The sequence below is a fragment of the Ruegeria sp. N11 genome (assembly GCF_056531525.1).
In genome coordinates this window covers 37,203-51,199 of record NZ_JBQFLX010000021.1, presented here as the reverse complement: position 1 = coordinate 51,199, position 13,997 = coordinate 37,203, and the positions used below count along the sequence as shown (strand labels likewise).

The window sequence follows — 13,997 nt, the reverse complement described above, 5'->3', positions numbered from 1 at the left end:
CCTTCCGTTGGCCGTCAGCTCAAATTTCAGGCAGTCAGAAACTACCCGCTGAGTTTTTTATTGACGAATATTGCATATTAAGCAACCATATTAATCAGTGCGCAACAGAATTGAGGATTCCATGGCCTTACCAGATTGCCCTACTCAATCGTATCGCCAAGTCGATGGCACTGCTTGGGCCGACCCAGAATTGCGCCGCAACAAATGTTCCGCGCGCAGGTTTTTCCGAAGGCGACCGCTCTCGCCACAGGCTTCCTGAACGCACAACGCCCTCAATATGCGATCCCGAATTAGAACAGGTCAGGCATGAACCAACCCACTCCGATGATCGAGGTAAGCAATCTGGACAAGTTCTATGGTGGCTTTCACGCGCTGAAGAATATCGATCTGACCGTTCACCAGGGTGAAAAGGTTGTCATCTGTGGTCCCTCAGGTTCCGGGAAGTCTACCCTGATCCGTTGTTTCAACGGGCTGGAGTGGCATAATTCTGGGCGCCTCGTGATTGATGGGATCGAGGTTTTTGAAGGGGCCAAGGAGATCCGGGAGTTGCGTCAGGAAGTCGGTATGGTCTTCCAGCAGTTCAATCTGTTTCCACATCTGACTGTGCTGGAAAACCTGATGATCGGCCCCATGAAGGTACGTAAGGTTCCAAAGGCGAAGGCCGAAGAAACCGCGCGCAACTATCTTGACCGTGTCCACATTCCGGAACAGGCCGACAAGTACCCGGCGCAGCTGTCGGGCGGTCAACAACAGCGCGTGGCTATTGCCCGGTCTCTTTGCATGGAGACCCGGATCATGCTGTTTGACGAACCGACTTCTGCCCTTGACCCTGAAATGATCAATGAAGTGCTTGATGTGATGGTCGAGCTTGCCGACACAGGCATGACGATGGTTGTCGTCACGCATGAAATGGGTTTTGCCCGCAAAGTCGCTGACACGATGGTTTTCATGGAAGCCGGTCAGATCGTCGAAGTTTCGCCGCCGGAACAGTTCTTTACCAACCCATCCAGCGAACGGTGCCGGTTGTTCCTGAACCAGATACTGGAACACTGACATGAGCGATCTGGGCATATCTGCACCAAAGGGCCAGCCGCTGCCCAAGCCACCGCTCTACAAGCGCTTTTTCGGCTCGGTCCCCGTTTCCGTCGTCATGTATGCGATCATCGTGGGGCTGATTGCCTATGGCTCTTACGTTGGCGCGCAGGGCATGGGATACAACTGGCAATGGTACAGGGTGCCGCAATTTCTGTACCGCAACACCGAACTGGGGTTCGAATGGGGTGAAATCCCGATCGGGCTGGTGGCCACAATCAAGCTATCGGTCACCGCGTTTCTGCTGGCAACCGTTATTGGATTGTTCGTGGCGCTGCTGCGCCTGTCCGGTCTGGTCGTTGGGTCGGCCGTCGCCGTCGGTTATCTGGAGCTGATCCGTAACATCCCGCTGCTGGTCCTGCTCTATCTGTTCTATTACGTTCTGGGGCCGATTTTCGGGTTTGATCGCTATACCGCCAGCATCCTGACGCTGGCCGTGTTCCATTCCGCCCTGATATCGGAAATCCTGCGCGCCGGGATCAACGCGGTTCCGACCGGGCAGTGGGAGGCCGCCAAGTCCATCGGGATGAGCCCTGCCCAGACGTATCGTTATATCATCCTGCCTCAATCCGTCCGTTTCATGCTGCCGCCGATGACCGGCGAGGTCGTGCACCTCATCAAATCCTCAGCGATTGTCAGCGTGATTGCAGTGGCCGAACTGACCACTTTCGGACGCAACATCATTTCAGACACGTATATGAGTTTCGAAATCTGGTTCACCATCGCACTGGTCTATCTGGTGGTGACCCTGATCCTGTCGATTGGCGTAAGCCATCTGGAGAAGAAATATGCCGTCGACCAATAAAACTGAAACAATTGTCGGACAACAAGGAGAACCAAGATGAAGCTTTCTCGCAGAATGCTCGGGGCAGCCCTGGGCGCGGTCGTGGCGACTGGTGTGGCGACGTCGGGCTGGGCGCAAAGCGCGACCCAGGAACTGTCCAGCGAAAGTGTTATTGAAACCATCAAACAGGACGGGGTGATCCGGATCGGCCTGTCGCTGTTTGTGCCATGGTCGATGCGCGACAAGAATGGCGATCTGATCGGCTTTGAACTGGATGTCGGCCGAAAACTGGCCGAGGACATGGGCGTCGAAGTTGAATTTGTACCCACCGCCTGGGATGGCATCATTCCGGCGCTGGTATCGGGCAATTTCGACGTGATCATCTCGGGCATGTCCGTGACGGCACAGCGTAACCTGACAATCAATTTCACAGACCCATATGCATATTCGGGCCTTGCAATCCTGGCGAACAAGGAGTTGACGGCAGGCATGTCGCGCGAAGATCTGAATTCGTCGGAGGTGACCTTCGCGGCCCGTCGCGGCGCGACCCCGGCGACCGTGATCGCCAAAGCATTCCCCGAAGCCAACCTGTTGCTTTTTGATGAAGATGGCGCGTCCACTCAGGAGGTTCTGAACGGGAATGCCCATGCCACGATGGCGTCGCAACCGACCCCCAACCGTGAGGCAGGTCGCAACCCCGAGACATTGGTTGTTCTCGAGGGCGAACTTTTCGACCCGCGCGGTGAAGCATTTGGCATGCGAAAGGGCGACCCGGACGCCATGAACTTCTTCAACAACTGGATTGCCCAGCAATGGCGGTCCGGCTGGCTGGAAGAGCGTCACAACTACTGGTTCGCCACCGAAGAGTGGGCTGATCAGGTTGCACAGTAACAAATCCGACCGGGGGCGGGCACACCGCCCCCGGAACTAAAGCGGAGCGGACCCGGTGCAGAACTTCCTCAAGAAACTCAGATGGCCTGATTACCTGATCATGGCGATTTTGTTCGCCTTCTTCGGGTATATCTGGGTGTCGATTGAAGGCACGCTGAACTACAAGTGGCGCTGGGAACTGATCCCGGGATATATCGTTGGCTGGCATACAGGTCGTGAGGAGTATTTTGCCAACCTGCTTTTGCAGGGCCTGGCGGCCACCATTCGCATCAGCATTTATTCGGGCATTCTGGCTTTGCTGCTGGGTACGATACTGGGTGTCGCGCGCTGTTCGGCCAACCTGACGATCCGGATGCTGGCGCGCACCTATCTGGAATTCCTGCGCAATGTCCCGCCCGTTGTTGTTGTCTTTATCTTCTTCTTTTTCCTGTCCCAGCAATTGATCGATGCGTTGAACCTGGAACGCTGGGCCCGCGGAATTGCACGACAGGAAGACAACCAGATCTGGACGTTTTTCTTCGGCGAAATGCGGCGTTTCCCATCGTTGGTTTCCGGCGTCATCGTTCTGGCCCTGTTCGAAAGCGCGTTTGTGGGGGAAATTGTCCGGGCCGGGATTCAGTCCATCCCAAAAGGTCAGCGCGAAGCTGCCCGTTCGATCGGGATGAGCCGTTTTCAGGAACTGCGCTACATCGTTCTGCCGCAGGCGATGAAAAAAGTGGTCCCGCCGCTGGCAAACCAGTTCATATCCCTGATCAAGGATAGCTCGATCCTGTCACTTATTTCGGTTCAGGAACTTACTTACAAGACCGTTGAACTCGTCGCTTCATCAAGAATGATATTCGAGGCGTGGATCACGACCGCGGCGTTTTACTTTGTCGTATGTTTCGGTCTCAGCCGTCTTTTTGCACGCCTCGAAAAACGATCAGACAAAAGATGAGTTCGTAATCCGTCTGAACGTTCAGCGCGGTTGTCAGAAACGGGCCTGAACCATCCCGTTTTCAACCCGCGTCTCGAACACCCGCATAGAGCGCGTGGCCGGGGCAGACACAGGCTTGCCGTCCCGCACGTCGAACGCACCCTGATGCAGCGGACACTCGATCACGTGGCCATCAAAATAGCCGTCGCAAAGATCGGCCCCGCCATGGTTGCACAACGCCAGCGATGCGTAGATGCCGGTTGGCGTATCGTAGATCGCGATCATGCGCGGGCCGATTTCGACCCGCGTGACCCAGTTTTTCTCAAGTTTGGACACCGCGATCACATCGCGCCAGGTTTTTTCAGCCGCCATCGTTCAAACCTCAGCCGCATGTTCGCGTTTGCGCTGCAAGATCTGCCGCAGAATGTCGCGATGGGCGGCCAGATACCCGCCATTTTCAACGAAAATATGGTCTTTCAGCTTTTCATGCAGACGGGGCAATGCATGAAACGGCACGGAGGCGACATAGTGATGTTCCGCATGATAGTTCATGTTCCAGCACAAAAATGCCATCGGTGCGGAAACCAGATTGGTCCGGGTGTTTTCCGACATTCGGGCAACAGTGGGCCGCCCGACATGTTCGGTCATGCGCACAAACCGCATGACCGGTTCGCCCAGAAACAACGGAATGATCCAGTACCAGATCAAACCCCACCACCCGGTCAGCGCCATGGCCAAGACCAGTGCGGCATAGATACCAAGCATCATTCGTGCGTCCCTAAATACGGCCTGGTGTTCGACCTTCGGGATAAATCGAAGCTCTGCCTCGCTCAGGCGGCCGCATGCATGGCGAAACACCTCTGTGAACTTGCCGCGCCAGTAGGGCAGAGCGGAAAGGTACAGAAAGTACTGCCCCAGGGACTTGGGCAGCGGAATCAGTTCAGGGTCTTCTCCGGTCAGCTGAGTGTACGTGTGATGATCGCAATGCTCGTACCTGAAAAAGCGGTGCGGCAATATGATGATCAGCCCGCAGATCTGTCCCACCAGATCATTCAGCCAGCGCGTTCGAAATACCGTATAGTGCACACATTCGTGCTGCAGCGAGAAATGGTGCACCAGAACGACGCCTTGCAGGAACATGGCAGGCCAAATCAGCCAGCTGTCCCAGGCAAGAGTGATGAGTGTTGATGTAAAGGCAAGTAACAGGACCCAAAGCGCCAGGTGGCGTAATCCCGGTCCGTTCGAACGTTGCATGAAGCTTCTGAGCTCTTCGCGCGTGAGTTTTCCTTCGGCCAGGGCCTGAGTCAGCGGCGTGACGATTGGTTTTGGCATGTGATTTCCACAATTTTTGCCGGTGTGGGGGTCGCGCCCTCTGCACATGATCCGGCACCGGAGACGGGAGTGCTCCGCACCATAAGGCCAACTCGGTCAGGCCTTATTAACAATGGATTATCTAACCAGAGCGTGATTCGATCAAGCCGGGATAGGTCAGACAGCCACGCGCAGCCCGATATCCGGATCGGGATTTGCAAACAAATCCGCCGCGCAAGAATGCCGGGCCAGTATCGACGGACCGTTGGGCAACCTTTCCGCGTGGAAAACACCGTGATCCCAATACGTCGCCCCATCGATCACGATTGTCGGATCAATCACGTTCCAACTGATCTCGCCCGGGGCATATGCTCCGCATGTGTGGAAATGCAGGATGCGAGGATTGCCGAAAGCGGCACCTCCCCAGCGCTCGAAATTTTCCCGCATGTCCCAGGGGTATCCGCAGCCGGGATGAATGCCCGCGTGCCAGGAATGAACAAAATTCCGGTCGATGCCGAACTGTCCAGAGACCCGATCATAGTGCGCTTCGGCCCTGGCGGCATTTTCGGGGTCACCGTCAAACCGCGTCAGGCGACCGTTCTCCATCATGGCGAAGACCGGCCTGTCAAATTCCAGTGTATAGTCGTCATAATACTTCGATCCTGTGCCCGTCAGGAAGCTGATGGCCACACGACCGGAAAAACTGTACGCGGGAACCGGTGTGAATACGGACATAGGAAACCGCAAAATGGATGTGTCGCCAGTGGGTTTCAAATCCATCATGGGACGCCCACGCACGTCCGATCCCAGAGGGCAGGTGATCCGCACGTCTTCCGCCCTGTCCAGAACCGCGTTGACGTCGGCCTTGAGTTCCATGAAGGCATCGTGGTGTCCGTTGGAAAACCCTGAACCCAGAAGCTCCTGATTCACGGCAAAGCTGACGACGATCTTCTTGCCTTGCGGCATGTCCGAAAACCGCAACTGATCCCCTAGACGCGCCAGAAACAAAATGATGTCCGCAGCCTGAAAACGGGCCAGAAGATCAGGCGAAAGATGCGGGTTGTCAGGGTTGAAACCGACATCGACCGCGTCAACGACCAACCCCAGCTGCTGGGCGGCATTTCTGACCACCTTGACGCAGTCGGCATCAAAATACCCAAACTCCGGGGGTTCATACGCGATCAGCAGCCGGTCGCCTGCGGATGCACGCGCACAGTTCACCAGCAGATTTCGCGCTCCTCGCTCGGGCGTCGTGTCGGACATCAATAACCCCTAATACCTGACTTTAATGAATTTAATGGACGCACGCGGTTCTAATCCATTTGAAAGAAATAATGGCTGACATTAGGGTGGCTAATATGATCCTGAACCTACCATACTCGGCGCTGCGCGCATTTGAAGCTGTGGTGCGCCATTCGGGCTTTTCGCCCGCAGCCGAAGAACTGGGTGTCAGTCAAAGCGCCGTAAGTCAGCACGTCAGGTCTCTGGAAGAATGGCTTGGCAGAGAGTTACTGGTCCGTGGAGCGCGCCAGTCCCGCCCCACGCGCGAGGGTGAGCAACTTGCCCTGGCAATCTCCGATGGGTTAGGGCGCATTTCAGATGTTTGCACGCAATTGCGGGACAAAACCCGTAGTGACCGGACAATCGTTATTTCGTGCTTGCCGGGTTTCGCCTTTAACTGGTTGTTTCCAAGGCTTATTCACTTTGACCTGGCCCACCCGGATCTTTCGATTTCGATTGCCACCGACACCGGGCAACACCCTTTTTCACGCGTCGATGCAGATATCGGGATTCGATATGGACTGGGCGAATACCCTGGGTTTCAGGTCGATTTGTTGATGAAGGAACAGTTGTTTCCTGTATGTGCGCCCGGCCTTCTGCCAACGCTTCAGAGTATCGAGGATCTGTCCCTTCATACGCTTTTGGTGGATGAAAACCTGCACCATGGCACGGCCAGCCCGACATGGGATTTCTGGGCGCGGCAATGTCATTTAAGTTTGCCGACTGCACTACGCACGCGCAGGTTGGGGCAATCGAATATGGTTGTGCAGGCCGCAATCGAAGGGTTGGGTGTGGCGCTTGGTCGTGAGCCTCTGGTTATTGATGCGCTCTGCGATGGTCGCCTGGTACGGCCTTTTCCCCACCTGACGCAATCGCCCCTGTCTTACTGGCTTGTGCGCCGACCCGAAACCAAGGACAGCCAGAAGGTAAGCGAGTTCCTGAACTGGATTCAGGCAGAGGCTCGGGCGCAGCCGGACATACCCGATCCTGCACCGGTTTCTAATTAGTCTACCTTATATGTCGCATTACCAATCCGGCATGGCGAAACGCGGGTAAATTGCTCCATACTGGCGCAAAGCCAACAAACCGAACGGAGATCCGGATCATGTATCTGAAGAACTGCTGGTATGTCGCTGCGTGGAGCAAGGATATCAGCCGCGACCTGAGGGCCGAGACGTTTCTGGGCGAGAATATCGTGCTGTACCGGCAGCAAGATGGAACTCCGGTCGCGTTGGAAGACGCGTGTCCCCATCGCAAGCTGCCGCTCTCGAAAGGCAACCTTAAGGGCGATCTGGTCGAGTGCGGTTATCACGGTTTGACCTTCGACTGTTCGGGCACATGTATCGACAGCCCTACACAACGTGGCATGACGCCCCGGCGTGCGGTTGTGAAATCCTATCCCGTGGTTGATCGGTATCGGCTGCTTTGGATCTGGATGGGCGATCCGGCACTGGCCGATCCCGACAAAATATTCCCGGTGGAGAATTTCGACGATCCAAGCTGGGGTCTGACCGATGGTGGCGTGATGGACATCGACTGCCACTACCTTTGGGTCTGCGACAACCTGCTGGATCCCAGCCATGTGGCCTGGGTGCACGTTACGTCCTTTGCAGGCGCGGGCACCGACGAAGAACCCCTGAACGTCGAGAAGACGGACCGTGGCGTGATCGTATCCCGGTGGATCGAGAAGAAGCCGCCGTCTCCGTACTATGCGAAACTGGTGTCCTTCGACGGCGATTGTGACCGGTTACAGCATTACGAGATGTGTATGCCGGCAATCGGACTGAACAAATCCATCTACACACCCGTTGGTACAGGTGGATATGACAAGGACCCGGTTGATGAGACATTCATTAATATCTCGTACAACTTCATGACCCCGATTGATGAGGACCGGACGCGGTATTTCTGGTTCCAGCACCGCAACTCCTATCCGGACAATGCCGAAGTTTCGAAATTCATGAATGATGGGGCTCGAATGGCGTTTCTTGAGGACAAAGACGTGCTGGAAGAAGTTCACAAGGGAATGAAATACGCCAAAACGCCCCACATAGATCTTGGCCTGGATGCCGGGGCAAAACAGTTCCGCCGTGTGCTTGACCGCGCGATCGAGGCGGAAAACGCCGCAACGGAAAACGTCGCGAAATCTGCCTGAGGTCGCGGTGAAGGGCCGGAACACCGGCCCTTGCCACATTCAGCCTATGCAGTTTCGTAGATAACCGGGAAACGTCCGCCTGCAAACGGGGCGCCGGGTTGCAGGCTTTCATCATGCAGCCATTCGGTCACCGCATCGCGCGGTTCATAGGTTGCCCCTTTGACTGCAAACCGTATTGCATATCCGCGTCTTCGGCGGGTCGTGGTTCTGTTGCCCATCGCCGAATGCTCGATCATCCCGTCAAAGGCCAAAGCGTCACCGGGCTCCATATGGTCATAGTGAAAGATGTCATAGTCTGCGCGGTTGGCCTCAAAGTCCGGCATGTCGATGTATTCCGGGTTGTCCTGCTCAAGATAATGCAAGAAACCACCCAGTTGATCGGTTTTGAACGGTCGGTATTTGGCGCCCCAGGCATGTGATCCACGCACAAATTCCAGTGCGCCATTGTCAGGATCGACAGGGTCAAGCGCGATCCACATCGTCATGATCGGGCCGGACACCGGCCAATAGGGTTGATCCGTGTGCCACCCGGTCTGGGTCTGTGTGCCGGGCTCTTTCACGAAAATCTGGTCATAGATCAACGATGTCCAGGGGCTGCCGGCCACCTCTGCCACACGTTGGCCTATGTCCGAGGTCAGGCAATAATCCTGAAACACGCCCGGCATTTCACGCATGTTTTTGTAGGCAAAATACCGATCGCCTTTTTGGACTTCGGTGTCCACAGCCTGGCGCAGTTTGGCCAACCACTCCTCGGACAGGATATTCTTCAGCAACACGACACCGTCGCGTGCATAGGCTTCCTGAACGGCCATTGTGTCAATTGTACATGTCATTGCATTTCCATCCACTAAATCCGCCCGAATTGCAGGACGGTAGAAAATGGGCGCGACGCGCCCGGGCTCTCATGGATTCAGGAGGCAGGTGAACTACGGCAATTGATTATTAAACAGGGCCATTTCGACCGGGCCGACCACTTGCCTGCAAGGCTTCGATGAAACTGTTCAACGCGGCGTATCATGGCGACATCCTAGCCAAACTGCTGTGAATAGCCAGAAAATACGGAAGCAACCCGAATGGTCCGCCAAAACAACGGTTCGGTTCAGAGGTTCTGGACGCGAAATTTTGGTTGCTTCCTGGTAAATATGTTTATTGACGTGGTTTGATTAATAATAAATATTATTACCATCATGCAAAGATATTCCATATTCTCGCTCGCTCGGAATGCGTTGTCCGGACACCGCAACTGGCCTCTGGCTTGGCGAAGCCCGCCCTTGAAAGACAGATATGAGGTCGTTGTGATCGGGGCAGGGGGGCACGGTTTGGCTACGGCCTATTATCTGGCGAAAGAATTCGGCATCACAAATGTCGCAGTTCTGGAACGCGGTTGGCTGGGCGGTGGAAATATCGCGCGCAACACGGTGACGATCCGGTCGAACTATATGCGTGACGAGTCGATCCCTTTCTATGTCAAATCTGTTGCGATGTACGAAGGCCTCACGCACGAGCTTAACTTCAACATGATGCATTCAAAACGCACCATGGTTGATGTTGTGCAGACCTGGCCCAAACTGCGGGAGCTGCGGCGGCGCCAACTGGTCATGGATATCTATGGCTCGACCTATGAACAGATCACGACGGAAGAGCTGCGTCGTCGCATTCCGGCGCTGACCGGCGGAGGGCCGGATGCGCGCCTGCCGGTCATTTGCGGCATGGTTCATACCGATGCAGGCGTGAACCGACATGATGCTGTGGCCTGGGGGTATGCTCGTGCGGCTGACGCTATGGGTGTGGAAATCCATCAACAGACCGCCGTGCAGTCGTTGATCCGCTGCTCGGATGGTAAGATTGCCGGTGTCGAGACCAATCGGGGAACAATACACGCGGATAAGGTTGTCGTGGCGGTGTCGGGCCATACAACGACGCTGACGGAAACCGCAGGGCTCAAACTGCCGTTGCGGACGATGAACCTGACGGCCTTTGTGTCGGAACCTGTCAAACCGCTGGTCGACGTCATAGTGAATTGCCCGGACAGTGGGTTCTATTTCAGTCAGTCCGACAAAGGCGAAATGGTGATCGGCGGCGCTCCGGATATGGGGCAGAGTTTTCGTCGGGACATCAAGCAAAACGTCTTTGAAGACACGGTTGCTTCGATGCTTTCCCTGTTCCCGTCCTTCAAAAAACTCAAACTGATGCGCCAATGGGGCGGGCATCTGGACATTGCGCATGATGCATCCCCCATCATGGACCAGACCGAAGTGCCCGGACTGTTCGTCACGGCGGGTTGGTGGGGCGGATACAAGGCAATCCCGGCGGGCGGTCTGACGTTGGCGCATCTGGTCGCCAAAGGAGAACCGCACCCGCTGATGGCATCCTTCACCCTCGACCGGTTCCGTCATCTTGAATTCGTGATGGAAGCCGGCACGACCACGGCGCGATGAAAAGGACAGGACCATGATGCTGATACCCTGCCCATTTTGCGGCAAACGAAACGAAAGCGAATTCATCTTTGGCGGTCCGGTCGGGGCGGACCGGCCCGATCCGAATGCCGTCAGTGACACGGAGTGGGTCGAATACCTGACTGTTGTGCCAAACCCATTGGGACCTGTGCAGGAAAAATGGTGGCACGCGCGCGGATGCGGTGAATGGCTGACGATCTGGCGCGATACCCGGACACACGAGATTGTGGAGGCGCCCCATGGCACAGAGTAACCGCCTCGCGTCCGGGGGGCGCATAGACCGCAATCGACCTTTGCAGTTTCAATTCAACGGCAAACGCTACGAAGGGTACGAGGGCGACACTCTGGCTTCGGCCTTGCTGGCCAATGGCGTTCGTGTGACAGCCCGCAGTTTCAAGTACCACCGCCCGCGCGGCATTGTCGGTCATGGCCCCGAGGAACCGTCAACTCTGGTAGAACTGGATGGCGAGGACGCATCGGGCAACCGCCCCGCAACCACCGTACCCCTTCGCGATGGGCTGAGCGCCCGTTCCGTCAATTGCTGGCCTTCGCCCGATTTCGATTTGGGCGGGGTGAACCAACTGCTTGGTCGCTTCATCCCGGCCGGGTTTTACTACAAAACCTTCAAATGGCCGGATTGGCACTTGTTTGAACCCACAATCCGCAAGGCTGCGGGGCTCGCCGCAGCACCCTCTCAGCCCCCCTCTGCGGGCCGGTTCGAGGCGCGGCACGCCCATGCTGATGTTCTGATCGCCGGAGCAGGCCCCGCCGGCCTGCAGGCCGCGCTTGAGGCAGGCCGTGCAGGAAAGCGGGTGTTCATCGCGGATGAGGGACCCGAGGCAGGAGGAAGCCTGCTCAACCGGACGCTGACCATCAATGGGCGGCCAGCAGTGGAATGGGTGGCCGAAGCTGTTCGGGAACTGCGCAAGATGGACAATGTCACCCATCTGCAAAACGCAACTGTCTGGGCTTATCGCGAACACAACCTGCTCATCGTGAACGAACGGGAGCCGGAACAGAACAGTATTCTGGAGCGCAGCTGGCGGGTGCGCGCAGGTGAAGTGATCATTGCCACCGGCGCCACGGAGCGTGCAATGGTCTTTGCCGACAATGATCGTCCCGGCGTCATGCTGGCCTCTTCGATACAGGCCTATGTGAACCGCTGGGGCGTGGTTCCCGGGCACCGCGTGGCCTTGTTCACCAACAACAACAGCGTCTATGCGGTCGCCGCTGATCTGTTGGCGGCGGGTTTGGCTGTTGTTGCAATTCTCGATAGCCGCAAAAAAGTGCCTCAGGCCGCGCTGGACAAGGTGCCGGGTATCTCGGTTCATCCAGGGACGGTGGCTGCGGATGCACGCGGGCACAAACGTCTGCGCGCCGTCCGCGCAGTCGCCGTCGACAGTGGCGCTGAAACATGGATTGACTGCGATTTACTGGGTCATTCCGGCGGCTGGAACCCGACTGTGCATCTGTGGTCGCAATCCCGCAGCTCGCTGCGGTTTGATGACAATCTGGCCGCATTTGTTCCCGAAACAGCGGCCCAGGCTTGCCGCGCCACGGGTGCCGCGGCCGGGGAAATGAACCTGGGTCGGATCATCGACGGCGGCCAAGATCTGACGTACGACATCGAACCGCTCTGGCGTGTCGATGTGCCGGGGCAACGCGGCAAGGCGTTTCTGGACATCCAGAACGATGTCTCGGTCAGCGATGTACATCTGGCCTTGCGCGAAGGCTATGACAATGTCGAACACGTGAAGCGTTATACGACTGGTGGCATGGGCATCGATCAGGGGAAAACCGGCAATATCAACATCATCGGCACCGTCGCAATGCAAAAGGGCGTACCGTTGCAGGAGGTCGGTACGACAACGTTCCGGTCGCCGTACACTCCGGTCTCCTTCGGCGCGATCGGAGGGCTGCGAGAGGACAGCGTTCTGTTTCCCTATCGTCACACTCCGGTGACACAATGGAACAAAAACAACGGCGCGGTGATGTACGAGGCTGGCGCACGCTGGCGGCGTCCTGGCTATTTCCCAAAACCCGGCGAAGGATTGCAGGAGGCTGTCAACCGTGAATGCCGGGCAGTCAGAGAAGGTGTCGGTGTCTATGACGGCTCGCCGCTTGGAACGTTCGAATTGAAGGGCCGCGACGTACCGCGCTTTCTCGATTTTCTGTACACGAACTTCATGTCCAGTCTGAAACCTGGCGAGGGGCGGTACGGGCTGATGCTGTCGGATGACGGGTTGATCATGGATGACGGGGTGGCATTTCGGCTGGACGCGCATCGCTGGCTGGTCTCGACCTCGACGGGCCATGCGGATTCGATCAACCAGCATATGGAGAAACTTCTGCAGAACGAGTTTCCGGACTGGCAGGTGATGATCACCACAGTCACGAGCCAGTGGAACAATGCTACGATCTGCGGGCCGCGCGCCCGGGATGTTCTGCATGCACTGTGTACGGACATTGATCTGTCAACTGACGCGTTCCCCTTCATGTCTTTCCGGGATGGCACCGTTGCCGGGTTTCCGGCCCGTGTCGTTCGTGTCAGTTTTACCGGAGAGCTGTCCTTTGAAGTCAATGTTGCCCCGCGTCATATGGCCGAACTGTGGGACAAAGTGATGGAGGCGGGTGCCCCATTTGGGATTCTGCCGGTCGGTTCGGAATCCAGCCATGTACTGCGGGTCGAAAAGGGGTTTCTTTCGCTGGGTCACGAAGTCGACGGCACCGTCGACACATATGATCTGGGGATGGGCTGGGTCATGTCCAAAAAGAAGCCGGACTATCTTGGCAAACGCTCGGTCTTGCTGCGACGCGAAAGCGGGCGCGTTCGCCGCGAACTGGTTGGCATTCTGCCCGAAGACACCAACCAGCAGGTTCCGGAAGGCGCGCCACTGACCCCCGGCGGCCGAAAGGAGGCGACCGAAGGCTTGGTTACGGCCTGCGTCTGGAGCGTGGTAAACGACCGCTGGGTCGGGTTGGCTTTGCTGGAAAACGGACATGCCCGGCACGGTGAAACCGCGTATGTCCGTCTTCGGGACAAGGTCATCCCGGTCACAATCACCAGACCGGTGTTTCACGACCCCGACGGCAAACTTCTGAGGTCCTGAG

Annotated in this window: 13 protein-coding genes; 9 read left to right on the top strand and 4 right to left on the bottom strand. The window is 56.7% G+C overall.

Features of this window, described 5'->3' with window-relative positions:
• Positions 1 to 306 precede the first annotated feature (306 nt).
• From ACR0J8_RS19615 to ACR0J8_RS19600, 4 genes are read left to right on the top strand one after another with little or no spacing between them, the layout of a single operon-like run.
• On the top strand, positions 307 to 1,053 hold the full coding sequence (locus ACR0J8_RS19615) for an amino acid ABC transporter ATP-binding protein (protein ID WP_480492299.1): 747 nt from the start codon (positions 307 to 309) through the stop codon (positions 1,051 to 1,053).
• Position 1,054: 1 nt separating this feature from the next.
• The gene (locus ACR0J8_RS19610; RefSeq protein ID WP_170613902.1) at positions 1,055 to 1,897 is read left to right on the top strand and encodes an amino acid ABC transporter permease; all 843 of its coding nucleotides are present in this window, start codon (positions 1,055 to 1,057) and stop codon (positions 1,895 to 1,897) included.
• Positions 1,898 to 1,933: 36 nt separating this feature from the next.
• Positions 1,934 to 2,767: a transporter substrate-binding domain-containing protein gene (locus ACR0J8_RS19605; protein WP_170613903.1), complete on the top strand. Its 834-nt coding sequence runs from the start codon at positions 1,934 to 1,936 to the stop codon at positions 2,765 to 2,767.
• Between the two features lie 55 nt (positions 2,768 to 2,822).
• Positions 2,823 to 3,704, top strand: a complete 882-nt coding sequence (locus ACR0J8_RS19600; protein ID WP_480526697.1) for an amino acid ABC transporter permease — start codon at positions 2,823 to 2,825, stop codon at positions 3,702 to 3,704.
• A 33-nt stretch (positions 3,705 to 3,737) separates the two neighbouring features.
• On the opposite strand, the gene ACR0J8_RS19595 is transcribed toward ACR0J8_RS19600, so the two are convergent.
• From ACR0J8_RS19595 to ACR0J8_RS19585, 3 genes are all read right to left on the bottom strand, one after another.
• Positions 3,738 to 4,055, bottom strand: coding sequence for a non-heme iron oxygenase ferredoxin subunit (locus ACR0J8_RS19595; RefSeq protein ID WP_480526699.1), 318 nt, complete (start codon positions 4,053 to 4,055; stop codon positions 3,738 to 3,740).
• Positions 4,056 to 4,058: 3 nt separating this feature from the next.
• The gene (locus tag ACR0J8_RS19590; protein WP_480526701.1) at positions 4,059 to 5,015 is read right to left on the bottom strand and encodes a fatty acid desaturase family protein; all 957 of its coding nucleotides are present in this window, start codon (positions 5,013 to 5,015) and stop codon (positions 4,059 to 4,061) included.
• A 156-nt stretch (positions 5,016 to 5,171) separates the two neighbouring features.
• Positions 5,172 to 6,257 carry a hypothetical protein gene (locus tag ACR0J8_RS19585; RefSeq protein WP_480891741.1) on the bottom strand — a complete coding sequence of 362 codons (1,086 nt, stop codon included), beginning with the start codon at positions 6,255 to 6,257 and terminating at the stop codon, positions 5,172 to 5,174.
• Positions 6,258 to 6,328: 71 nt separating this feature from the next.
• On the opposite strand from ACR0J8_RS19585, the gene ACR0J8_RS19580 reads away from it, so the two are divergent.
• Positions 6,329 to 7,282: a LysR substrate-binding domain-containing protein gene (locus ACR0J8_RS19580; protein ID WP_480891738.1), complete on the top strand. Its 954-nt coding sequence runs from the start codon at positions 6,329 to 6,331 to the stop codon at positions 7,280 to 7,282.
• 98 nt (positions 7,283 to 7,380) lie between these two features.
• Positions 7,381 to 8,430 (top strand): aromatic ring-hydroxylating dioxygenase subunit alpha, encoded by a 1,050-nt coding sequence (locus ACR0J8_RS19575; RefSeq protein WP_480526706.1) that lies wholly within the window; start codon positions 7,381 to 7,383, stop codon positions 8,428 to 8,430.
• Positions 8,431 to 8,474: 44 nt separating this feature from the next.
• Here the strand turns inward: ACR0J8_RS19575 and ACR0J8_RS19570 are convergent, their stop codons facing one another.
• The gene (locus ACR0J8_RS19570) at positions 8,475 to 9,263 is read right to left on the bottom strand and encodes a phytanoyl-CoA dioxygenase family protein (protein ID WP_480891735.1); all 789 of its coding nucleotides are present in this window, start codon (positions 9,261 to 9,263) and stop codon (positions 8,475 to 8,477) included.
• Between the two features lie 438 nt (positions 9,264 to 9,701).
• Here ACR0J8_RS19570 and ACR0J8_RS19565 point away from each other — a divergent pair, with 438 nt between their 5' ends.
• Genes ACR0J8_RS19565 through ACR0J8_RS19555 form a run of 3 tightly spaced genes read left to right on the top strand, consistent with a single transcriptional unit; the run spans position 9,702 to position 13,996 of the window.
• A complete protein-coding gene (locus tag ACR0J8_RS19565; protein WP_480526710.1) occupies positions 9,702 to 10,868 on the top strand; it encodes an FAD-dependent oxidoreductase in 1,167 nt (388 codons plus the stop codon).
• A gap of 13 nt (positions 10,869 to 10,881) precedes the next feature.
• Positions 10,882 to 11,139, top strand: coding sequence for a sarcosine oxidase subunit delta (locus ACR0J8_RS19560; RefSeq protein WP_480526711.1), 258 nt, complete (start codon positions 10,882 to 10,884; stop codon positions 11,137 to 11,139).
• On the top strand, positions 11,126 to 13,996 hold the full coding sequence (locus ACR0J8_RS19555) for a 2Fe-2S iron-sulfur cluster-binding protein (RefSeq protein ID WP_480891732.1): 2,871 nt from the start codon (positions 11,126 to 11,128) through the stop codon (positions 13,994 to 13,996). Before ACR0J8_RS19560 ends, ACR0J8_RS19555 begins: the two co-directional genes overlap by 14 nt.
• The last annotated feature ends 1 nt before the right edge of the window (position 13,997 follow it).